Source organism: Streptosporangium sp. NPDC051023 (assembly GCF_040689595.1).
Lineage (GTDB): Bacteria > Actinomycetota > Actinomycetes > Streptosporangiales > Streptosporangiaceae > Streptosporangium.
The window spans coordinates 23045-44707 of sequence record NZ_JBFBCE010000024.1; the positions used below are offsets into that span (position 1 = coordinate 23045).

A 21663-nucleotide genomic window follows, 5' to 3' on the forward strand; every position below is an offset into this window, starting at 1 on the left:
TGTTCATCCAGTCGTCGCCCACAAGCCCTGGTATCCGCCCTACCATCTCCCTGCGGCGCTCAAGCACGTGGGAGATCGGGGAGCAGGTGGGGGACAGATCGGGGCCACGGGGGCTCGGCGCGGTCATCGGATGGACGGCTCTGTCCATCGTGGTACCGGGGGCCGCGCATTTGCGGGCCGGATGGCGCAGGACCGGGCTCGTGTTGCTGTCGGTCTATCTCCTGCTGCTGCTCGGCGCGCTGTGGGTCCTGCTCACCGCCGACCTCGGCGACCTGGCCGGGCAGCTGGTCACCTCGTCGTGGCTGACCGGCGTCACGGTCGCCTCCCTGGTACTGGGCTTCGCCTGGTTCGCACTGGTCGTGCACTCGTTCACGGTGCTGAAGCCCGGCAGGCTCCGCGGGCCGAGGCAGGCGGTGGCGGGCGTCGTCGCCGGAGTGCTCGCGGTCGCGGTTGTGCTGCCGTTCGGCCTGGTCGGGCAGTACGCCTCGGTCTCGCAGTCGACCCTGGACCGGGTCTTCAGCGCCGCGCCGACCACCCCCGCGCCACAGGCCCAGACCTCCCAGAGCGCGGACCCGTGGGCTGGCCGGGACCGGGTGAACATCCTGCTGCTCGGCGGTGACGCCGACACCCACCGGGTCGGCGTGCGGACCGACAGCATCAACCTGGCCAGCATCGACGTCAAGACCGGCAACACCGTGCTGCTGGGACTGCCGCGCAACCTGGAGAACGTCCGTTTCGTACCGGGCTCCCCGATGGCCAAGCGGTTCCCCGACGGTTTCCGGCTGCCCGCCAACCCGGACGGCTCACGCGAGGACCTGCTCTTCGCGGTCTGGGAGTACGCCGACGCCCACCCGGAGATCTTCGGCGGGCGCAAGGGACAGGGCACCAAGACCCTCATGGAAACGGTCGGCTACACACTCGGCCTGAGAGTCGACTGGTACGCCCTGGTGAACATGTGGGGCCTCGCCCGGCTGATCGACGCCATCGGCGGCCTGCGGCTGACCGTTCCGCAGGACGTTGTCTTCGGCAAGTACAACGAGGGACTCGTCAAGGCGGGAACCCGCAGGCTCGGCGGAGCCGACACGATGTGGTTCGCCCGCTCGCGCACCTACAGTGACGACTACACCCGGATGGGCCGCCAGCGCTGCGTGCTGAGCGCCCTGCTCCAGCAGGCCGACCCGGCGACCGTGCTCTCCCGGTTCAACCGGATCGCGCTGGCCACCAAGGAACTCCTCAGGACCGATATCCCGCGCCCGATGCTGGAGCACCTGGTCCCGCTGGCCCTGAAGGTGAAGAACGCCAAAGTGACCAGCGTCCCGTTCGTCCCGCCGCTGATCAACACCGGCTATCCCGACTGGGCCAAGATCCGCACTGTCACCGCCAAGGCCATCCGTGCCTCGTCCGTCTCCTCACGGCACCTTGCCGCCACCGCCACGCCCACCGCCACTGTCTCGGCGACCGCCTCCCCAGGAGCCACCGCCACCCCGGAGGCCACCGCGCCCACCTCTGTGCCCACCTCTGTGCCCACCTCCGCGGCCACGGGGCGGGCAGCGACGCCGAGTGCCACGCCGACCGCCACCAGGAAGGCCGGGACGGACGCCGAAACCAACGCCAAACCGACGAACCCCGCCGCCCCGAAGGAGATCAGCGCGGGCTGCGCCTGACCCGGCTCCGCTCCCCGGCGGACTTGTCCGCGTCAAGGAACGACAGCCTGTCACCGGAGGCGCTCAGGTCGCGTAGGACTCCTTGGCGAGACGGCGGACGCGGTTCACATCGACGGTGTGGCCGAGACCGGGCTGGGTGAGCGGCACGGCGACGACACCCCCCGAGGCGCCGACCGGCGGTGTGACGATCTGCGCGCTGCGCGGGGGCTCGGCCACGTCACAGGGCAGCCCGCAGCCGGGCAGGCTGGCCGCGGCGACCGTCGCGGCCCTGGCCAGGCCGGTGCCCTGCCCTCCCGAGCAGGCGATCTCCCACCCCGCCGCCGCCGCGACGTCGTGCATCCGCCGTACCTCACGCAGCGAGCCCAGCGCCGCGGGACGCAGCAGCAGCGCCCTGCCGAAGTCGGCGATGACCGCCTCGTCCAGCTCCGCGGCGGAGGACACCTCGAGCAGCACCGGGGCGGCGACACGTTCCTGCAGGTCGGCGTGGCCGGCGAGATCGACGAACGGACGCTCGATGGACGAGAGCGTGTAGGCGTCCAGGGCCTCGAGGGCGTCGGCGCCGGTGTAGCCGCGGCGGGCGTCGACCCCGATGCCGAGCGCGGGATAGGCCTGGCGTACCGCGCGCAACGGCTCAATGTCCCATCCGGGGTGGACGTCCAGGGTGACGTGGGCGTACCCGGCGCAGACGTAGCGGTTCACCCGCGCGACCAGACTCTCCAGGTTGCGCTCGGCACCGATCCTGACGGTGGCCATCAGCGAGGTACGGCTGCCGCCCAGCGCGTGGGAGAGCGGCACCCCGCGCATCCTCGCCCACAGGTCCCAGCAGGCCATGTCGGCCGCCGGGCCGCCGGGGACGTCGCCCAGCTCGTCGGGGTGCTCCCAGTCGACGCCGATCAGCGCGTTCCCGAGCCTCTCCTGCAGGAGTCTCCAGGTCTTCGGGGCGGGATCGACGACCTCCCCCCATCCGGTCATGCCCCCATAGTCGGTGAGCCGGACGAGGATCGCCTCGGGGCGCCTGCCGTAGGGCAGGACCAGCCGGAACACCTCAAGCTCACGTACGCGCGGCATGGACCCCCTCGATTCCTTACAGGTCGGGAAAACTACCGTGAGAAAACACCTCGGAAAAAAACGAGTCCCGCCCTGAGGCGGGACTCATCTCCCAACACGGAGGCGCTCTGCGTTCTTCCCATGGTGCCACGACCGCGGGCTCCCCGACCTGCCGCCGCCCCCGGCTAGATCAGGCGCCCGGCCCAGGACGGGCCTTGGCACTCGGCACCGGGCTCGGCCCCGGGCTCAGCACTGGGCCGGTCAAGGCGTTCAGCTCCTGAACCGGCCTCCGACGAGCACGCCCGCGCTCGCCACGAGCGCCGTCAGCGCGAAGCACACGAGGTACACCGGGCCGACGGCGCCGAAGGCGGCGACGATCGCGCCGACGACGGCGACCGTGACCACGGTGAAGACCGACTCCCCGATTCCCATGGAGGCGCTGTTCTCGCCCTCCTCCCCGGGGTTCGACAGCTCCAGGACGAGCACGGACAGCGTGGGGTAGACGCTTCCGATGCCGAGCCCGACGACCAGCTGGCCGAGGGCGGCCAGCGGCACCGGGACTCCGGGGAACACGGTCAGGGCCATCAGCACGATGCCCACGGCGATCAGGGCAGGGCCCGTGCGCAGGATCAGGACCCGGTCGTACTGCTTGCGCCCAACGACCCACGAGGCGAACGCCCAGGCCAGCGCGCCCGCGGTGAGCACCATTCCGGCCGCGGCCGGTGACAGGCCGCGCTCCCCCGTGAGCATGAGCGGCAGGAACACCTCACCGCCGAGGACGGTGCCCGCGGCGATGCCGCGCAGCGCGATCACCGAGGGCAGGCCGCGTGTGGCGCGGAGGGTTCCCGGCGGCAGCAGCCTGGGCAGTGACAGGGCCAGCAGGACCAGCCCGGTGGCCAGCAGAACGAGCCCGGCGCCGCGGGCCGCTCCGCCGTACTGCATGAGCGCGGCGCCGACGGCCGTCAGCACGGCCCAGCCGAGACGCCTGACGATGGAGGTGCGCCCGCCCGTCTCCACCTGGTCCTCCACCGCCGGGGTCGTGGCGAGACCTCGCCAGAGCAGCAGCGCGGCGGGGACGACGAGCATCGGCACCCCCAGGAAGACCCAGCGCCAGCCGAGTTGCTCGACCACGACGCCCGCGACCGCCGGTCCGACCATGGATGGCACGACCCAGCCCGCGGCGAAGATCGAGAACACCTTGGGATGCATGGCCGCCGGGTAGACCCGTGAGACCAGTACGTACAACGCGACCTGGAAGATCCCGCCGCCGAAGCCCTGCACGAACCGGCCCAGGATGAACACGTCCATGGTGGGCGCGACCCCCGCGACCACCAGTCCCGCGGCGAAGGCCACGACGCCCGTCCAGAGGGGGGCGACCGGTCCGCGCCGGTCCGCCCAGCGCCCGCCCAGCACGGTCGCGACCATCCCGGCGGCCAGCGCCCCGCTGAAGGCCAGGGCGTACAGCGCGAGCCCGTCGAGCGCGCGTCCCACGACCGGCATGGCGGTTGCCACCGCGAGCGCCTCGAAGGCGACCAGGACGATCAGCGCCACCATGCCGACCGTCAGCGCGCGATAGCGTTCAGCGAATATCCCCCCGGAAGGGGCGGCAACCGTCGTAGTAGTCATGAAACGGACGGTATGGGAGCGCCCCAGCGCCGGGCATCGGCCTCGGGGGTCAGCCCTTGGTCGTAGGACCCTCCCCCTCCCAGCACACCCCGGGGTGACGTCCGGAACCGCGAACTCAGAAATATGCACGACCGGTCGGTCATATTGTTTGCTAAGGTGGGCAAGTGATCGACGGACGACTCCAGCGTGGCGAACGAACCCGTAAGGCGGTGCTCGACGCCGCCGTCGGGCTGGCCTCGGTCGAGGGACTCGAGGGCCTGTCGCTCGCCCGTCTCGCCCAGACGCTCGGCGTCAGCAAGTCCGGGCTTTTCGCGCACTGGCCGGACAAACAAGCGCTCCAGCTCGCGATCGTGGAGCACGCCCAGCAGCAGTGGATCGAGCAGATCGTCGAGCCCGCCCTGCGTGCCCCGGCAGGGGTGCGCAGGCTGCTGGCCCTGCACGAGCTCCGCCTGGCCTTCTACGCCTCGGGGCAGCTGCCGGGCGGCTGCTTCTTCCGCGCCGTCGACAACGAGTTCGACGACCGCCCCGGCCCGGTCCACGACGCCATCGCCACCGCGATCGACAGCTGGATGAGCCTGCTGGCCAGGCTTGTCGGCAAAGCCGTCGAGCTCGGCCAGCTACGGCCCGGCACCGACCCTCACCAGCTCGCCTTCGAGATCGAGGCGCTCGGCGCGGTCGTGATCGTCCACACCCATCTGCTGCAGCACGAGCAGAGTCACGAGTACGCCCGCCGTGCCGTGCTCGACCGGCTCCGTGCTCTGGCGACCGATCCCAGCATCCTCCCGGAGGCCTGACATGACGACCGCCCTGCGACCCGGACACGTTCATCCCGTCCAGATCCATTTCGAGGACCTCGACGCCATGGGCGTGGTGCACAACGCCCGTTACGTCCTGCTGCTCGAACGGGCGCTCGCGGGCTACTGGGCCGAGCGGGGCTGGGCCTTCGACCCCACCCAGCCGCACTTCGCGGAGATCTTCTTCGTGGTGCGCGAGTTCTCCGTCACCTACCACGCGCCGATCAACACCGTGGGCGCGGCGGCGGTGCACTTCTGGGTGGAGCACGTCGGCACGACCAGCGTGGTGTACGGCTTCCGCGTGCTGTCGGCCGACCACGGCGTCGTGCACGCCGAGGGCCGCCGCGTCCAGGTCAAACTCGACCTCGCCACGCTCCGGCCGAGCCCGATCAGCCCGGCCCTGCGCGAGTCGCTTCACCCGCTGCTCCTGACACCGGATCCCCGGGATTAGCCCCCCTCGGGAACGGCCGGGGGTTTCGATGACACGCGGACGTCCCACCGCCCACCCCACGGTCATCACCTGGCGCACGTTCTCTCCTCGCCGCCCCCAGGGGCAGGCATCGATCGAAGACGAGCTCCAGACGATCGCTATGTCATGCGCAGAGCATCACGTGCGCCTCTCGTCCGCTCGGCCAAGCGCACCGACCAGTGATCAAGCGCCGCACGGACGACCACCCGGTCCTTTTCCTGCTCAATCGCCGACAACTGCCCATATGGCAGCTTCTGGTGGTCAGGAGCCCAGGGATTCCGCTCGAGCCATTTATCGTGCACTTTCGAAGCGGCATCTTCCATGAATTTTTCGCTTTTCAAATCCACTCCCCTCTTCATAGCGTCATCCACTATGTCGAGCGCCACCCGTGCGGACGCCCCGTTCTCCGCCTGAAGGGAGGGCGGTAGCTCGTGGTACTCCGCCCTGGAGATGTCGATCTCGTCGCCATGCTTTTTCCGCCATGCCGCGTCTACTTCTTTGGTAATCGATTTGGGCCGCGTCGCATTGGGCCCCTTCTTCAGCCGGAAGTCCTCAATCCATTTTCTGTGCAGAACGACAGCAACGTCATTCTCTCTCTTTTTCTGATAAATTGCAGAGAGGCGCTTGAAGACGTTTCCGATGTGTTCCATGACCTTGCGGAGCATGGCGAACAACCGCCCGGCCATGCTCCGCAGGCGGGGCAGGAGCTCGGGAGCGGTGACCACGACGGCCCCCGCGACGACGGCGATCTCGGCGAGATGGTCGCCGAACCATCCGACGACCTCCTTCGCGACCCGCAGGAGGCTGGAGGTGACGGTGACGCGGTTGCCGAGGTCGGCCGCCTGGGGCAGGATGCCCTCGCGGCCGACCGTGTAGGCATGCACCGCGTCGGCGGCCTGTCCCTGGTTGACGTCGGCGAGCCGGTGCACCCGCCCGCCGTCGGAGACGAGCCGATCCTGGTAGGCGCCGGCGCCGTCCAACTCGGCGCTGTGCCGATCGAGGCCGTCGGTGGCCGGCAGCGGGGGAAGCCCCAGGAGTGACCAGCCCGCGGCGACGTCCGGGGCGTCCGTCATGGCGCTCATATCTGAGCCCAGCCTTCACCCAGCCACACAGCGTTCGCCGTGTTGACCTGCTCGGTGGCCACGTTCCTTTCGGCCATGACGACCTGGCCGTCACCGGTGCGGCGCAGGTGCTCGCCGAGCTGCCGGCATTCGCCCAGCAGTGCGTCCCTGAGTTCGAGGTAGGGGCCGGAGAACTCCGTATACGGCAGCGGAGCCTCATCTCCCCGCTGACCTCGCAGGCCTTCGACGAACTGCACGTACTCATCCGCCAACGTCTGAAAACCTCGTCCGGCGGCGTACCTGCCATCGGCGTCGATCGTTATCTCTTCGGACGTCATCTCGTCTACCTGTCTTCCAGTCGTCGCAGCGTCTCGTCGAGCGTCGCGGTCAGCCGATCGAAATCGTGGACGACGTGGATCTCCATCTCATCCAGCCTCCGCATCAGGACCTCCGGACCCAGATCCGCCGGGGCCACCGCTTCCTCCGGGCGCTCGCCGATCCGGCCGATCCGGTCCTGTTGCGCCGCCCGCACGGCGGAGACGACCTCCTCGGCCAGCTCCTCCAGGCACAGCCGCAGGGAGCGCGGGTTCAGGCGCAGCCTCTCCAGCAGCCCGTCGGCACCGACCTCGGCGCTCACCAGTCCGCCGGCGGCCTCGCCCGTTCCGCGGGCATCACTTTCATCAGAAACGGCCATGCCGTACCCCCGAACCGCTTTGTCACAAGACGACGCCGATCCACCCGGTTAACGGTCGATCCGTCCGGAGGGTATCGGCCCCACCCCCTCACTGTCGATCATGGATCACATGCTGGAGCGGTCTTCGCGGAACGGTCATATCCGACGCTCCAGGCCTGGGCGCTCTGGCAAGGACGGGCCTCCGTGCCATCCTCGCCAGAGCGAGCTCAGGTGGCCGTGCGTTCCAGCTCCCGTTCGGCCCACCGGCCGATGTCACGGCGCTCGATGGCCGCGGCCATCAGGCCGGGGAAGGCGTCGGGGGTGCAGGCGAAGGCGGGGACGCCGAGTGCGGCGAGGGCCGCGGCGTTGTCGTGGTCGTAGAAGGGCGCGCCCTCGTCGGAGAGCGCGAGCAGCACGATCACCTGAACTCCGGCCGAGGTCATCTGGGCGACCCTGCGGAGCATCTCCTCCCTGACGCCTCCCTCGTAGAGGTCGCTGATCAGGATGAAAATCGAATCGGTCGGCCGGGTGATGAGCCCCTGGCTGTAGGCGATGGCCCGGTTGATGTCGGTGCCACCGCCGAGCTGCGTGCCGAACAGCAGCTCGACCGGGTCGTGAAGCTGGTCGGTCAGGTCGACGACCGAGGTGTCGAAGACCACCAGCGAGGTTTTGAGCGAGCGCATCGAGGCGAGGACCGCGCCGAAGACGCTCGAGTAGACGACGGAGGCGGCCATCGACCCGCTCTGGTCGATGCAGAGCACGACCTCGCGCTGGACCGCTCGCCGGCGCCTGCCGTACCCGACGAGCCTGGAGGGTATGACGGTGTTCCGCTCCGGCAGGTAGTTCTTCAGGTTGGCCCGGATCGTGCGGTCCCAGTCGATGTCGGCGACCCGCTTCGGCCGGTTGGTCCGCGCGGAGCGGTCGAGCGCGCCGGTCACGGCCGCCTTCGTCTTCTGCACGAGCCGCCGCTCGAGCTCGGAGACCACCTTTCCGACCAGGACGCGGGCCGACTCGCGCGCCTTTTCCGGCATCACCCGGTTGAGGGAGAGGAGCGTGCCGACCAGATGGACGTCCGGCTCGACCGCCTCCAGCATCTCCGGCTCCAGGAGCAGCCGGGTGAGGTTCAGTCGCTCGACCGCGTCCTTCTGCATGACCTGGACGACGGTCGAGGGAAAGTAGGAGCGGATGTCGCCCAGCCAGCGCGCCACCCGGGGCGCGGAGGCGCCGAGCCCCGCACTCCGCTCACCGCCACCCGCACCACCCGCACCGCCACCCGCACCGTCCGCGCCGCCCCTGTTGTAGAGCGCGGCCAGGGCACCGTCCATCTGCGCGTCACCGCCGCCGAGCGCGCACCCGGTGCCGTCCGCGTCTCCGCCGAGCACCAGCCGCCAGCGGCGCAGCCTCTCGTCCGTCACGCCTTCTCCGCCCTTCCCAAAATCGCCAGCACGGTGCGTACGGCCGCCGCCGCGCGCTCCTCGTCCACGTCCTCGGCGGTGGCGTGCCCCTGTCCCGCTTCGAGCGATCGGACCCGTGAGCCGATCGAGCGCCGCTCGGGCGCGGCGAAGGCGCCGAACGTACGGCGGAGCAGGGGCAGCACGTCGACGAACGTCTCCGGGGCGAGCCCGGTGAGCCACTCGTCGACCAGCGCGAGCAGCCGGGCGTCGTGGACCAGCAGCAGGCCACCTCCGGACAGGAACCCCTCGATCCAGGCCGCGGCGCGGGCCGGAGGATGACCCGCCGACATGGCCTTCGACATCAGCGCGCCCACCTGCCCGGCGTCGAGGTGCCCTGCGTCGAGCAGGATCCGGGTGAACCGCCCCTCGATCACCCCGTGCAGGTCGGCGCGCCCGGAGACACCGCGCAGCGCGGCCAGCCACCGCCCCCTGGGCGTCTCCTCCTCCGGGGTCGCGGAGGTGTCCTGGAGCAGGGCGACGGCGGCGTGCACCGCGTCGACGTGCCCGAGCAGGTCACGGGCGGCGTCGTCGTCGAGCCCGGTCACCGCGCCGCCGAGCCCGACGCAGATCCTGGTGAGCAGGGCGTCGACGATGGCCGCCAGCCCGGTCGCGGGGGTTCCGCGCACGTCGCCGTAGCGCTGGGCGCGCACCATGGCGGGGAGCGCGGCCATCAGGTGTGTGACGTCGCCGTCCAGGGCGGCCCGCGCCGACAGCGCGTCGATCACGTACGGCAGCGCGTCCGGCAGGTCAGCGAGCAGGCACCGCTCGACCAGCCCCGTGAGGGTCGCCAGCGAGACTCCGGTGGCAGCCGCTCCGCCGGGGCCGCCCCCGGCACCGGGTCCGCCCGATCCCCGGCCTCGCCTTCCCGCACCCGGTCCTCCGGATCCCGGTCCTCCCGGGGCCCCTGCGCCTTCCGGGGTGGCCCGGGCGGGTGCCGTCCCTCCGTCGGCCAGGTCGCGGACCCGTGCGGTCGCCGCGGCGGCGACGGTGGTGCCCCAGGCGCTCGCCTCGATCAGGTCGATGTCGAACTCGGGCCGCCAGGCGAGCGTCCACGACTCGCGGAAGGTGCCCTTGCCCCTGCTCTCCCGGAGGGTTCCCCAGTCGACACCGAGCAGGCGCAGCCGGTGCAGCAGCCTGCTGCGCTCCAGGTCGAGGGGCTTGCGCAGGTCGAGGTCGTGCTCCTGCTCCAGCGCCTGCGGCCTGAGCTTCAGTCTCCGCTGCTCCTCGCGGAGATGGCGCTGGAGGGGAACCATCGGGGTCGAGTCGGGGACGTGGCCGAGCCGTTCCCCCACGACCATGCGCCGCTGGATCAGCTCGACCGGCAGGTCGTCGCCCTCGCACAGCACCGCCCTGACCGCCTCCGTGGCCTCGGCCAGCCCGGCCAGGGGTCTGCCCCTGAGCACGGCCAGGCTCTGCGCGAGCCGTACCGCCTCGATGACGTGCGCGGAGGAGACAGGGAGGTCCTCTTCGCGCAGCACGCCCGCCGCCGAGGTCAGCCAGCGTTCCACCGGGCGGTCGGGGGCGGCGAACAGGTGGTGGTACCAGCCGGGTGACGTCACCCCCGCGCCGTATCCGCTCCAGGCGGCCAGTCGCCCGTAGGTCCACGGCACCCACGTCATCTCGGCCTTGACCTTCGGCAGTCCGCGCAGCAGCGCGTCGTCCGCCTTCGCCGTGGGCAGGCCCGCTCCCCACGCCGCGTCCTGCGGCCCGGTCAGCGCGGGCACGTGCCAGGCACCGCAGACGACGGCGATCCGCCCGAATCCGTCCCTGACCGCCTTGCGGATCGTGCGCCGCATGAAGGCCTCGCGCCTGGCCTCCTGCTCATCGGGGAGGTGTCCCTCGCGGACCGCGGCCATCGCCTCGGCGATCACCTGGAACGGCGTGTCCCCCCTGTGCTCGACCACGTCTTCCCACCAGCGTTCCGGGTCGTCGTATCCGGCGGCGCCCGCAAGGGCGGCGATCGGATCGACCCGCACGGCCGGCATTCCCCCATCCGGTCCCCCGTCGGGCCCCTCACCCGAACCTCCGCCCGGTCCCTCGTTCGGCCCCTCGTTCGGCCCCTCGTTCGGCCCCTCGTTCGGCCCCTCGTTCGGCATGGAGGCGAGGCTGTGCACCGCGGGAAGGTCACAGAAGCGGACCTGGACCCCCGCCTCCACGGCGTGACGGATCGCCTGCCACTCGGGGGAGAACACCGCGAACGGCCAGAACGCGGCCCTGGACGGCTCGCCGGGAACGTGGGCCAGCAGCGCGATCGGGGGTTCGAGCCCGGGGTCCTTGGCCAGCTCGACCAGCCCGTCGGCCTCCGGCGGTCCCTCGATGAGCACGATGTCCGGCCTGAGGCGCTCCAGCTCGTCTTTCAGAGAACGCGCGGAGCCCGGCCCGTGGTGCCGGACCCCCAGCACGGAGACGGTCATGGGCGGCCTCCGGACGCCGGAACACCCGCCGGTCCGGTCCCCGTCACGACACGGCCGCCCGGCACGTCACCCCTCGTCACCACGGGACCGTCCGCCTTCTCGCCCCTTGTCCGGGCGTGCCCGCGCACCGCCTCAGCCCGCGTCACGGCAGGCCCGGTAGAAGTCGCGCCAGTCCTGGCGCTCGCGGACGACGGTCTCGAGGTACTCGCGCCAGACCACGCGGTCGGAGACCGGGTCCTGGACCACGGCGCCGACGATTCCCGCGGCGACGTCGGCGGGGCGCAGCACCCCGTCGCCGAAGTGGGCGGCGAGGGCGATGCCATTGGTGAGAACCGAGATGGCCTCGGCGGTGCTGAGGGTGCCGCTGGGCGACTTGACCTTGGTGCGGCCGTCCTCGGTGACGCCGGTGCGCAGCTCGCGGAAAACCGTGACGACGCGGCGGATCTCCTCAAGACCGGTCATGGCGGGGGGCAGCTCCAGCGAGCGGCCGAGCTGACCGACACGGCGGGAGACGATGTCCACCTCCTCCTCCGCGGTCGCGGGGACCGGCAGCACAACGGTGTTGAACCTGCGGCGCAGCGCGCTGGACAACTCGTTGACGCCCCGGTCGCGGTCGTTTGCGGTCGCGATGACGTTGAAGCCCCGCGAGGCCTGGACCTCCTGGTTGAGCTCGGGGATCGGCAGCGTCTTCTCCGACAGCACGGTGATCAGCGCGTCCTGCACGTCGGAGGGCATGCGGGTCAGCTCCTCGATCCTGGCGACGCGCCCCTCGGCCATCGCCCGCATCACCGGGCTGGGGGTCAGCGCCTCCCTGGACGGGCCCTCGGCGAGCAGCCTGGCGTAGTTCCAGCCGTAACGGACGGCCTCCTCCGCGGTGCCCGCCGTACCCTGCACGAGCAGGGTCGAGTCACCGCTGATCGCGGCGGCCAGGTGCTCCGACAGCCAGGTCTTCGCGGTGCCGGGCACGCCGAGCAGCAGCAGCGCACGGTCGGTCGCGAGAGTCGCGACGGCCACCTCGACGATGCGCCTCGGGCCGATGTACTTGGGGGTGATCCGATCGCCGTCACCCAGGACGTAGGTGGTCACCGCCCAGGGGGACAGCTTCCAGCCCGGCGGGCGGATCCGGTCGTCGTCCTTGGCCAGGATCGCCAGCTCCTCGGCGTACTGGTCTTCGGCGTGGGCCCGCAGAACCGTTGTCACTGCAGCTCCTTCAACATGTCGTCACGGAAACGCAGGAGGGCGGCGACCTCCTGGATGGGCGGTTCGAGCGAGAGGCGTTCGGCCATGCCGTACAGCGCGGGGTCGACGCGCTCGCCCGCGAGCCTGGTCAGCTCCCCGAGGTTCCACGGCTGGGTGCCGGAGACCTGGAGGATCTTCTCCAGCACCGCCTCCGCCAGTGCGGGCCCCCAGGGGGCGGCGGCGCCGCCGAGAACCATGATCAGCTGACCGTCGAGGCCGTGCCTGCGGACGAAGTCGGCCGCGACGCTCTCCTGCTCCGCCCTGGGCAGGGCGGCCAGCAGGTCGGCGAGCGGATCCCAGGCGAACAGCGCGCGCGCCCAGTCGGGGTCGCCCTGGAGCACGGTGGCACGGACCCATCCGGCCACGACCTCGCGCCCCCAGTCGACGATCTTCATCCGGATCAGCTCGCGCGGCGGGTGGCCGAGCAGGCCCGCCCAGGTCTCGAGCGGGGCGCGGGAAACGACCTGCTGGAGCCACCAGCTCCGCTCGCCGGTGCCCCTGGGCGGCTTGGCCCTGATGCCGTCGCGCTCCATGGCGGCGTCGCACACGGAGGGCGGGACGACCTGGATCCTCCCGTCCTCGACGGTGAGGCAGCGGGAGGCCCGTTCCGCCATCCGCTGCCCGAGGCGGGAGCCGGGAAGCCGGGTGAGCAGGTCGGCGGCCTGCCTGCGGACCTCGCGGCGGCGATCGTCGAGCGCGCGCTCCAGGAACGGCTCGTCGCCGGGCGAGAGCCGGTCCGCCAGGACCTCGAGGAAGACCGCCCGGTCTTCGGGGGTCTCCTTCTCCCAGGTCGCCTCGAGCAGGTGCCTGGCCGCCGCGGGGTCCGCCGCCCGCAGCGCGCCGAGATGCGCCCTGCGGTCTCCCGGGGTTCCCAGCTCCCAGGCCTGCGCCGCGGCTCCTACCGGGGTGACCTCCTCGAGCAGGAAGCCCCAGGAGGGGTTGAGCCCGGCCAGCCAGCGGCCCCTGCCGCCCGCGAGAACGCCCAGGTGCGGGCGGATCGACCGGTCCCCGATCGCGCGGTCAAGCAGCTCGGGCAGCAAGTGCGGCGAGATCCGGTGGCCGCGCGCCGCCGCGGTCTCCAACCATTCGGTGAGCAGCCTCGGCCGCTCGCCGCCCAGGATCCGGGCGAGCCGGTCGCAGGCCGCCCGCGAGACCTCCGGCTGCTCCTCCTCCGGGGCGGCGTCGAGCGGCCTGCCCGCGCGCAACCGTAGGCCCGCGCGTGCCCTGACGGTCAGCAGGGCGGCGCGTTCGAGCAGCTCGGCCTCGGCCGTGGAGGCCACCAGGCCTGCCGGGGCCGCCGGGATCACGGGTCCCGTGGAGAGGGGGCGACGCTCCGTGCCGACGAGCGCGGTCGAGACCAGGTCCTCCCAGCCGGACGAGACGCCCAGCAGGGCGGTCGCCGGAGTGTTCGGCGAGACGTTCACAGCACGATCACCCTGCCCTTGTCGTCCCATGTCGTCAGGGGCCGCAGCCCCTCGGGGGTCCATTCGGCGGCGACGGTCAGCGGGTGGCCGCCCGAGGCCGCGACGAGCCGCCACGGGACGCCCGCCGACGGGTGCAGCGGCAGGCCTCCCGCCGGGCCGGTGAGCAGCCAGGAGCCGTTCTTCGCCGGGGTCACCGCTTCGAGCACGACGGGCCACGAGTCGAGCCACGGGTCTCCGGCCAGGGCCTCGGCCACCTCTTCGAGGGCTTCCCGCGGGGCGCATCCCGGCGGCGGCCCCTCGGGAAGGGCTGGGGCGGCGGGGGCGGCGGGGGCGGCGGGGGCACCGTCGTGGCGGGTGGCGACCAGGGCGCGGAGCGGGGCGGAGCCGGGATAGAAGACCAGGTCGGCGTTGAGAGCCACGCCGGTGACGAGCGAGGCGTCGAGCGCCTGGCCGACGGGGGCATAGGAGAGCACGAGGGCCGCCCGTCCCGTGGTCCTGCCGCGGAGCCAGACCCGGCGGGTGATCAGCCTGTCCTGCTCGAAGTCGCGGCGCCCCAGCACGTCCCACACGTCGCGGACCGCTCGCCCCGCGAGCACCTCCTCCTTGCTGACCGGGAACCCGATCCGGTCGCGGACCGTCTGGACCAGGCCCGCGTCATGGCCCGCGCCGTACGGCTCCGCGGCGGCCATGCCACGGTGGGCGACCGCCAGCAGGTGCAGCAGGGCGTATTCGCGGAGAAGGCGGGCGGGCCAGTCCTCGCCGAACAGGATCGGGCCGAGGCGGGAGACCGTGCCCGCGACGCCGGGGGCCTGGGCGTCGACCAGGCGTTTGACGAGGCCGTCCCAATGGTCGGGGCTCCGCGTCCCGGCGACGCCCTGCCTGACCTGGTCGGCAAGCCAGCGCTCAAGCTCGGCCATCCCCGCGGTCACACGCTGCTCCCTGAGCTCGGCTCTGCGGGGGTCGGCGGTCTGGCCAGGGCCGCCTTCGCGGGCCGCAGTGGCGGCCTGGGCGGGTTTCGCGGCTTTGGCCCGGCGCTGGCTGAGCCATTCGGCCGCCCAATCGGCGGGTTCGTGCGCTGCTGGGACGCCGTCGGCCGACCACAGGAGCAGTAGGCCGAGGGCGTGTTTGCAGGGGAACTTCCTGCTGGGGCAGCTGCACCGGTAGGCGGGCTCCAACAGGTCGACGCACGCCCGGTAGGGCTTCGAGCCGCTGCCCGCGCACTCACCCCACACTGCCTCCGCGGTGGCGCCCGCGCCCGACCACTTGCCGGGCGAGGAGACCCCTTGGGCCGCTTTCCTCGAGGGGGCGTCAGGCGCGAGCGCGAGCACCTGATCCCGGTTCCACCGTTCGATCACGGACGGAACGCTAACCAACCCCGCCGACAAAAAAGCTCTCGTAAAACGGTCTGGTGCTGACCCGGCTATCGGTCTACTGTATTCAAAACTCAGTATTCACAACATGACATAGTACTGTTCGCCGAGGAGCGGCATGACGAAGAAAGTCCACGTCATCGCAGGGGTCACGCTCGTGGGCTTGCTCACGATGAGCGGGTGCGCCACCGGCGGTGTCCCCACCAAGGAGACGCCGAAAATCGCGCAGAGCACCGGCGGCGAGCTCTCCGGAGAGATCAAGATCTGGTCATGGGACGTCGCGGCGAAGGCGCTACAGCGCATGGCGCCCGAGTTCGAGAAGGCCAACCCGGGAGTCAAGGTCCAGGTGGTGGACATCGGCTACGACAACGCCTACGACAAGATCACGGTCGGGCTCAAGTCCGGCTCGGGACTGCCGGACGTGATCACCCTGGAGGACGCCAGGATCGCCGGGTACGCCGAGAACTTCCCCGGCGGCCTGGTGGACCTGAGCGCTGTCGCGGGCAAATACAAAGCGGACTTCGACCGGGCCAAATGGGCCGCGGCGACGTCGGGCAACGGCCTGTTCGCCCTCCCGTGGGACTCCGCCCCGGTAGCGCTGTTCTACCGCCGCGACTACTTCAAGCAGGCCGGGATCGATCCCGGGTCCATCATCACCTGGGACGACGCGATCAAGGCAGGCGAGAAGATCAAGCAGGCCACAGGGAAGCGGCTGTTCGTCTCCGACCTCACCAACCCCGACATGTTCACCACCCTGCTCCAGCAGCTCGGCCAGGGCTACTTCAAGGAGGGCAAGGTCGCGGTGAGCACCCCGGCCGCGGTCAGGGCCCTCACCCTGCTCAAGACCCTCAGGGACAAGGACCTGCCGCAGAACGAGAAGGGCTGGGACGGCATGGTCACCGCGACCAAGGAGGGCAAGGCGGCGACCCAGCCGACCGCCGCCTGGTGGACCGGGACGCTGACCGCGGAGATGCCCGAGCTTTCGGGAAGGTTCGGGGTCGTCCCGCTGCCCGCCTTCGACGCCAACGGGGTCCGCACCTCGGCAAACGGGGGCTCGGCGCTGGCGATCACCTCTCAGACGAGGAACCAGAACGCCGCGTGGGCGTTCGTCGAGTGGCTGCTCGCCCGCAAGGACAGCCAGGTCTCCATGATGAAGACGGAGGCGCTGTTCCCCGCCTACCTGCCCGCGCTGACCGATCCGCTGTTCGACCAGTCGCAGCCGTACTTCGGCGGGCAGCGGGTCAACCGCCTGTTCGCCGACGAGGTGCGTGACATCCCGCCGGTCGAGCTGACCGGGGACGACCCCCAGGCCCGGGAGGTGCTGAAGAAGACCGTCTCCGGCGTGCTGCTGGAGGGCGAGGACCCGAAGGCCGCGCTTGACGAGGCCGCGAAGCGGATCTCCTCCGCGACCAAGCGCCCCATCTTCCCGTGACGTCCCGCAACGACGCCCCGGGCGAGACGCTCCAGGACGACGCCTCTGACGGGAGTCTCCAGGACGACGCCTCGGGCGTGACCCCCCTCACGACGCCCCGGCCTGGACTCCTCACGACGTCTCAGGCCACCCCAGGGACCCCCGTTCCGCTCCGCCCTGCCGCCCTTGCGCTCTGGCGGAGCCGTACGATCCCGTGGTTCTTCGCGGGACCGGCGGCGGCGCTGTTCCTGGTCTTCTTCGCCTACCCGCTGGCCGCCTCGTTCGCGCAGAGCCTGCAGACGACGGACGGCGGGATCACCCGCTGGGCCGGGGCGGAGCAGTACACGCGCATGCTGGACGACCCGTCGTTCCTGCGGTCGCTCGTGAACGCCGGGCTGATCCTGCTCGTCCAGGTCCCCATCATGATCGGCCTGGCCCTGGTGCTGGCCTACGTGCTCAACCAGTCGTGGCTGCGCTTCCGGGCCACGCTGCGCACCGCCTACTTCCTGCCCGCGGTGACGACCCTGGTCGCCTACGCGGTGGTCTTCCGTGTGCTGCTCAGAACCGAGGGCGGCGCGGTCAACCAGGTCCTGGGCGCGCAGATCGACTGGCTCAACGACCCGTTCCCGGCCAGGATCGCGCTGATCGCGTCGGTCACCTGGCGGTGGACGGGCTACAACGCGATCATCCTGCTGGCCGGGCTGCAGGCCGTGGGACGCGAGCAGTACGAGGCGGCGGCGATCGACGGCGCGGGGCCGCTGACGACGTTCCTTCGCGTGATCCTGCCGCAGTTGCGCCCCGTGGTGCTGTTCTGCTCGATCACCTCGACGATCGGCACCCTGCAACTGTTCGACGAGCCGCTGGTGCTGACCGGCGGTGGCCCCTCGGACGCGACGCTCACCCCGATCCTCTACCTCTACCAGGTGGGGTTCCGCCAGTTCGACTTCGGCTACGCGGCGGCCATCGCCTGGGTCGTGGTCGCGCTCATCGGCGGCCTCTCCCATCTGCAGTTCCGCTACTTCGGAAGGGAGCGGTCGTGAAGCGGGCCCTGGTGTGGCTCCTGGCCGCCGCGGGCGCGGTGGTCAGCGTGGTCCCGTTCTACTGGATGGTCGTCGCGGCCACCCATGACGGCGGCGAGCTGTTCGCCGCTCCTCCTCCGTTCCTGCCCGGCGGCGAGCTGCTGGCCAACCTCGCCGGGCTTGAGGAGACGGTCCACTTCTCCAGGGTCATGGCGACCAGTGTCTGGACGGCGGTCGTCTACACCGCGCTCAGTGCGCTGGTCTCCGCGATGTGCGGGTACGGCCTGGCGAAGTACCGGTTCCGAGGGCGCGGGCTACTGCTCGGCGTGGTGCTGGCGACCATGATGATCCCCTTCCAGGTGCTGCTGGTCCCGCTGTTCCAGATGATGGCGAGCATCGGCTGGGTCGACACCTACCAGGCGATCATCGTGCCGTTCCTGGCCAACTCCTTCGGTGTCTTCCTGATGCGCCAGGCGTTCCTGGACTTCCCCGACGAACTGCTGGAGAGCGGCCGTCTCGACGGCGCGGGTGACTTGCGAATCTTCTACAGGATCGTCCTGCCCTGTGTGAGACCCCAGCTCGGCGCGCTGGTCATCTTCACCTTCATGGGCCAGTGGAACGCGTTCATCTGGCCGCTGCTGATGCTCAACTCGGAGGAACGGTTCACCGTCCCGGTCGCGCTGAACCACCTGATCGGCCTGTCCCACGTGGACCACGCGGGGCTGATGCTGGGTGCCTTCCTGGCGACCCTCCCGCTGATGCTGGTCTTCCTGCTGTTCCAGCGGCAGTTCGTCTCCGGTCTTCTCGGCGGCGCGCTCAAGGGATGATCCCTGAGGGGACGCGCGCTCCCTAGGATCTGCGTTATGACGACATCTGCCCGTCCCCCGCTCGCCGAGGCCCTGGACCTGCTCCCCCACCCCGAGGGGGGCTGGTACCGGGAGACCTGGAGGACCTCCGTCGATCTCACCCCGCCCGGGTACGGCGGCCCTCGGGCCACGGCGACCGGGATCTACTTCCTGCTGGAGCCGGGGCAGGAGTCGCGCCCGCACGTGGTCCGCTCGGACGAGGTGTGGCTCTGGCACAGGGGCGGCCCGCTGACCCTGATCCTCGGCGGCCACGAGGGCCAGCCGACCGGCACGGTGACCCTCGGCCCGCTGGTCGAGGCCGGTCAGGTCCCGCAGGCGCTGGTGCCCGCGGGCACCTGGCAGGCCGCCCGCCCCGCCGGAGACGAGAGCGTGCTCGTGAGCTGCGTCGTCTCCCCCGGCTTCGACTTCGCCGACTTCCGCATGATCTGAGCCCCGGGTGATCCGCGTCTCGCACGATCTGGGCGTCGCGGCGTGACGGCCCTCCCCGGCATGGGAAGAATGCGGTCACAACCATACGAGGAGGTCAACGGTGACCGATGAGATCGTCTCCGTAATCGGGGGGAAGCAGACGTCCGACGGCACGGTCGGCGACGCCTACGACTCGGTCAACCCGGCGCGCCTGGACGAGGTGGTCGCGCGGGTCAGGTTGGCGGACGCGGAGACGTTCTCGTCCGCCTGCCGTACGGCCGCCGCCGCGCAGGCCGAGTGGGCGTGTGTCCCCGCCCCGGTCAGGGGCAGGGTGATCGCCTCGATCGGACGACTGGTCGAGGCCAACGCCGAGGCGCTGGCCCACCTCGTCACCAGGGAGATCGGCAAGCCGTACGCCGAGGCGCTGGGCGAGGTCCGGGAGATCGTCGACACATGCGACTTCTTCCTCGGCGAGGGGCGGCGGCTCTACGGACAGACGGTCCCGTCCGAGATGCCGGACAAGAACCTGTTCACCTTCAGGGTCCCGGTCGGGGTCGCCGCGGTGATCACGGCGGGCAACTTCCCCGTCGCGGTGCCTTCGTGGTACCTGGTCCCGGCGCTGCTCGCGGGCAACGCGGTCGTGTGGAAGCCCGCCGAGTACGCCGCGGCCTCCGCGCACGCGCTCTACCGGCTGTTCGCGGTGGCCGGGCTGCCGGACGGCGTGCTGAACCTGGTCCTTGCCGACGGGCCGACAGCCTATCGAGGGCTGGAGGCGGCGCTCGGCGAGGGCACGGTGCACAAGGTGGGGTTCACCGGGTCGACCGAGGTCGGCCGGAGGATTGGCGAGCTGTGCGGGCGGCACCTGCAGTCGCCCTGCCTGGAGCTCGGCGGCAAGAACCCGATGGTGGTCATGCCGGACGCCGACCTGGACCTGGCGGTCGAGGGCGCCCTGTTCGCCGGGTTCGGCACGGCCGGGCAGCGCTGCACCTCGCTCGGCACGGTGATCGTGCACGAGAGCGTCCACGACGAGTTCCTCGGCCGCTACACGCGGGCCGTCGCGGAGGCGGCGATCGGCGACCCGGCGGGCGACGTGCTGTGCGGGCCGCTGCTCGACCGTAAGTTCGCCTCCCGCTACGAGGAGTACCTCGGCTGGATCCAGCCGCACCACACGGTCGTCTCGGGGCCGACGGGCAGGATCACCGGGGAGAACCCCAGGGGGGACTTCACCGGGGAGGGCGGCCTCTACTACCACCCGGTGGTTGTGGACGGCGTGCGCGCCGACGACCGACTGTTCCTCGAGGAGACGTTCGGCCCGATCGTGGGTGTGACGGGATTCGCGACCCTGGACGAGGCGGTCGGACTCGCCAACCGGCCCGGCTACGGGCTGTCGTCCTCCATCTACACCACCGACCCGAAGGCCGCGTTCCGGTTCCGCGCGGGCATTGGGGCGGGCATGGTCAGCGTCAACAACTCGACCTCGGGTGCGGAGGCCCACCTGCCTTTCGGCGGGAACGGCAAGTCGGGCAACGGCAGCCGCCAGTCCGGGGTGTGGGTGCTCGACCAGTTCACCCGCTGGCAGGCACTGAACTGGGACTACTCGGGCAGGCTGCAGAAGGCCCAGATGGACGTCGCCGAGATCGTCCCCGATCTGGACTTCAGGCTCTGACTTTGCCGTGCCTGGAGGTTCTCCCCATCATGATCGCGGGATGCCTCCTGGTGAGGACGGGCGGATGCCCCGGCAGCCGGTGCGCCCCCGTGGAGCGGACCGGTCGGCGTCGGCTTCCCGCGCAGGCGCCCTGCCGCACGGAAGCCGGGCGCGGCTCCCGTCCCCCCGTACGACGGCCCGCGGGCCGTACCGGAGACTCCCGGTACGGCCCGCGCGAGACCGTCAACCCGCCTGGAGGGCCGTCAGCCCTGCCGGGACACGTGAGGGGCCGCGTGCTGCGGCGCGGTCCCTCACGGACTCCGGCCGCGCCGCCCGCTAGTGGTGCGTCACGACGCGCTCGGCGACCTCGAAGCCGGTGACGAGCAGGAACACGATCCCGAGCAGGGCGCAGAGCAGGACGGGCTGCCGGTTGAGGCCCGACATCACCCTGCCTCGGACTCTGCCGGCCCAGCGCGCGGACATCGAACCGTCCGTCCCGATCCGTTCCCGCACCGCCGCCCGCTCCGCGGTGCCCTGAGCGCCCGCTCCCGCCCCGGCCCCCACGACCGGTTCCGCGACATGCCCGGCGACCGAGCCCGCGCCGGGCCCTACCACGGACCCTGCCACGGCCCCTGCGACAGAGGCGGGCGTGGGCAGGCCGGACGCGGCGCCCGGCCTCGAACGGCTTCCCGGCGGGAACGCCGTCACGCGGCTGTGCCCGCAGCTCGGACAGCTCACCCCCGACCAGGGCGGCTGAACCAGCGCGCCCGCCCGCAGCCAGACCACGACGTCGTGTCCGTGCCCGTCGGTCAGATGACGGACGAGGTACTCCTCCTGCCAGACGTGCCAGCAACGCAGGCACTCCATCGGCCAGGTCTCACTAGTGCTGAACTCCTCGGTCACGAGGACCACCCCCACGGTGACACCGGTACCGGGACACCGATACCGGACCCGAGTGTGAGCGCGCTTCCCCGTCACAGCAAGTGTCTGAACCATGCGAAATGTGTAACGACCATATTTTGAGACGATTTCTCTTAAAATATGAGATGAATGCTACGGTTGGTCCAGCCGACCGAAGG

19 protein-coding genes are annotated in these 21663 nt (G+C 71.1%); 8 read left to right on the forward strand and 11 right to left on the reverse strand.

Annotation, left to right across the window (positions count from 1 at the left end; translation table 11 throughout):
* The first annotated feature begins 86 nt into the window (after positions 1-86).
* The gene (locus tag AB0395_RS17800; protein WP_366281775.1) at positions 87-1664 is read left to right on the forward strand and encodes an LCP family protein; all 1578 of its coding nucleotides are present in this window, start codon (positions 87-89) and stop codon (positions 1662-1664) included.
* Between the two features lie 63 nt (positions 1665-1727).
* On the opposite strand, the gene AB0395_RS17805 is transcribed toward AB0395_RS17800, so the two are convergent.
* A complete protein-coding gene (locus AB0395_RS17805) occupies positions 1728-2732 on the reverse strand; it encodes an enolase C-terminal domain-like protein (RefSeq protein WP_366281777.1) in 1005 nt (334 codons plus the stop codon).
* Positions 2733-2981: 249 nt separating this feature from the next.
* Positions 2982-4337 (reverse strand): MFS transporter, encoded by a 1356-nt coding sequence (locus AB0395_RS17810; protein WP_366281778.1) that lies wholly within the window; start codon positions 4335-4337, stop codon positions 2982-2984.
* 164 nt (positions 4338-4501) lie between these two features.
* Here AB0395_RS17810 and AB0395_RS17815 point away from each other — a divergent pair, with 164 nt between their 5' ends.
* Entirely contained in the window at positions 4502-5131 is a 630-nt protein-coding gene (locus AB0395_RS17815; protein WP_366281780.1) for a TetR/AcrR family transcriptional regulator, read from the forward strand.
* Between the two features lies 1 nt (position 5132).
* Positions 5133-5582: a thioesterase family protein gene (locus tag AB0395_RS17820; protein ID WP_366281782.1), complete on the forward strand. Its 450-nt coding sequence runs from the start codon at positions 5133-5135 to the stop codon at positions 5580-5582.
* Positions 5583-5719: 137 nt separating this feature from the next.
* On the opposite strand, the gene AB0395_RS17825 is transcribed toward AB0395_RS17820, so the two are convergent.
* The 8 genes from AB0395_RS17825 to AB0395_RS17860 all read right to left on the reverse strand — a co-directional run bounded on the left by AB0395_RS17825 (position 5720) and on the right by AB0395_RS17860 (position 15220).
* Positions 5720-6682 carry a hypothetical protein gene (locus tag AB0395_RS17825; RefSeq protein ID WP_366281783.1) on the reverse strand — a complete coding sequence of 321 codons (963 nt, stop codon included), beginning with the start codon at positions 6680-6682 and terminating at the stop codon, positions 5720-5722.
* Positions 6679-6999, reverse strand: a complete 321-nt coding sequence (locus tag AB0395_RS17830; RefSeq protein ID WP_366281785.1) for a hypothetical protein — start codon at positions 6997-6999, stop codon at positions 6679-6681. The genes AB0395_RS17825 and AB0395_RS17830 overlap by 4 nt, the downstream gene beginning before the upstream one ends.
* A gap of 5 nt (positions 7000-7004) precedes the next feature.
* Entirely contained in the window at positions 7005-7355 is a 351-nt protein-coding gene (locus AB0395_RS17835) for a YbaB/EbfC family nucleoid-associated protein (RefSeq protein ID WP_366281787.1), read from the reverse strand.
* Positions 7356-7561: 206 nt separating this feature from the next.
* Positions 7562-8749: a VWA domain-containing protein gene (locus AB0395_RS17840; protein WP_366281788.1), complete on the reverse strand. Its 1188-nt coding sequence runs from the start codon at positions 8747-8749 to the stop codon at positions 7562-7564.
* On the reverse strand, positions 8746-11202 hold the full coding sequence (locus tag AB0395_RS17845; protein WP_366281790.1) for a DUF5682 family protein: 2457 nt from the start codon (positions 11200-11202) through the stop codon (positions 8746-8748). The genes AB0395_RS17840 and AB0395_RS17845 overlap by 4 nt, the downstream gene beginning before the upstream one ends.
* A gap of 132 nt (positions 11203-11334) precedes the next feature.
* Positions 11335-12402: an AAA family ATPase gene (locus AB0395_RS17850; protein ID WP_366281791.1), complete on the reverse strand. Its 1068-nt coding sequence runs from the start codon at positions 12400-12402 to the stop codon at positions 11335-11337.
* On the reverse strand, positions 12399-13865 hold the full coding sequence (locus tag AB0395_RS17855; protein WP_366281793.1) for a DUF5691 domain-containing protein: 1467 nt from the start codon (positions 13863-13865) through the stop codon (positions 12399-12401). The genes AB0395_RS17850 and AB0395_RS17855 overlap by 4 nt, the downstream gene beginning before the upstream one ends.
* On the reverse strand, positions 13862-15220 hold the full coding sequence (locus tag AB0395_RS17860) for an SWIM zinc finger family protein (protein WP_366281795.1): 1359 nt from the start codon (positions 15218-15220) through the stop codon (positions 13862-13864). The genes AB0395_RS17855 and AB0395_RS17860 overlap by 4 nt, the downstream gene beginning before the upstream one ends.
* 133 nt (positions 15221-15353) lie before the next feature.
* On the opposite strand from AB0395_RS17860, the gene AB0395_RS17865 reads away from it, so the two are divergent.
* The 5 genes from AB0395_RS17865 (at position 15354) to AB0395_RS17885 (ending at position 20605) form a co-directional block, all read left to right on the forward strand.
* The gene (locus tag AB0395_RS17865) at positions 15354-16667 is read left to right on the forward strand and encodes a sugar ABC transporter substrate-binding protein (RefSeq protein ID WP_366281797.1); all 1314 of its coding nucleotides are present in this window, start codon (positions 15354-15356) and stop codon (positions 16665-16667) included.
* Complete coding sequence (locus AB0395_RS17870; RefSeq protein WP_366281798.1) at positions 16664-17686, forward strand: sugar ABC transporter permease; 1023 nt, start codon at positions 16664-16666, stop codon at positions 17684-17686. The genes AB0395_RS17865 and AB0395_RS17870 overlap by 4 nt, the downstream gene beginning before the upstream one ends.
* A complete protein-coding gene (locus tag AB0395_RS17875) occupies positions 17683-18492 on the forward strand; it encodes a carbohydrate ABC transporter permease (protein WP_366281800.1) in 810 nt (269 codons plus the stop codon). The genes AB0395_RS17870 and AB0395_RS17875 overlap by 4 nt, the downstream gene beginning before the upstream one ends.
* A gap of 36 nt (positions 18493-18528) precedes the next feature.
* Complete coding sequence (locus AB0395_RS17880; protein ID WP_366281802.1) at positions 18529-18960, forward strand: cupin domain-containing protein; 432 nt, start codon at positions 18529-18531, stop codon at positions 18958-18960.
* A 100-nt stretch (positions 18961-19060) separates the two neighbouring features.
* Positions 19061-20605: an aldehyde dehydrogenase family protein gene (locus AB0395_RS17885; protein WP_366281803.1), complete on the forward strand. Its 1545-nt coding sequence runs from the start codon at positions 19061-19063 to the stop codon at positions 20603-20605.
* Between the two features lie 315 nt (positions 20606-20920).
* Here the strand turns inward: AB0395_RS17885 and AB0395_RS17890 are convergent, their stop codons facing one another.
* Positions 20921-21487 carry a hypothetical protein gene (locus AB0395_RS17890; protein ID WP_366281804.1) on the reverse strand — a complete coding sequence of 189 codons (567 nt, stop codon included), beginning with the start codon at positions 21485-21487 and terminating at the stop codon, positions 20921-20923.
* Positions 21488-21663: the final 176 nt, after the last annotated feature.

Coding starts and splice junctions, on each gene's coding strand:
- AB0395_RS17805 (WP_366281777.1), bottom strand. CDS start 2,732: ATGCCGCGCGTACGTGAGCTTGAGGTGTTCCGGCTGGTCCTGCCCTAC.
- AB0395_RS17810 (WP_366281778.1), bottom strand. CDS start 4,337: ATGACTACTACGACGGTTGCCGCCCCTTCCGGGGGGATATTCGCTGAA.
- AB0395_RS17820 (WP_366281782.1), top strand. CDS start 5,133: ATGACGACCGCCCTGCGACCCGGACACGTTCATCCCGTCCAGATCCAT.
- AB0395_RS17825 (WP_366281783.1), bottom strand. CDS start 6,682: ATGAGCGCCATGACGGACGCCCCGGACGTCGCCGCGGGCTGGTCACTC.
- AB0395_RS17830 (WP_366281785.1), bottom strand. CDS start 6,999: ATGACGTCCGAAGAGATAACGATCGACGCCGATGGCAGGTACGCCGCC.
- AB0395_RS17835 (WP_366281787.1), bottom strand. CDS start 7,355: ATGGCCGTTTCTGATGAAAGTGATGCCCGCGGAACGGGCGAGGCCGCC.
- AB0395_RS17845 (WP_366281790.1), bottom strand. CDS start 11,202: ATGACCGTCTCCGTGCTGGGGGTCCGGCACCACGGGCCGGGCTCCGCG.
- AB0395_RS17865 (WP_366281797.1), top strand. CDS start 15,354: ATGACGAAGAAAGTCCACGTCATCGCAGGGGTCACGCTCGTGGGCTTG.
- AB0395_RS17880 (WP_366281802.1), top strand. CDS start 18,529: ATGACGACATCTGCCCGTCCCCCGCTCGCCGAGGCCCTGGACCTGCTC.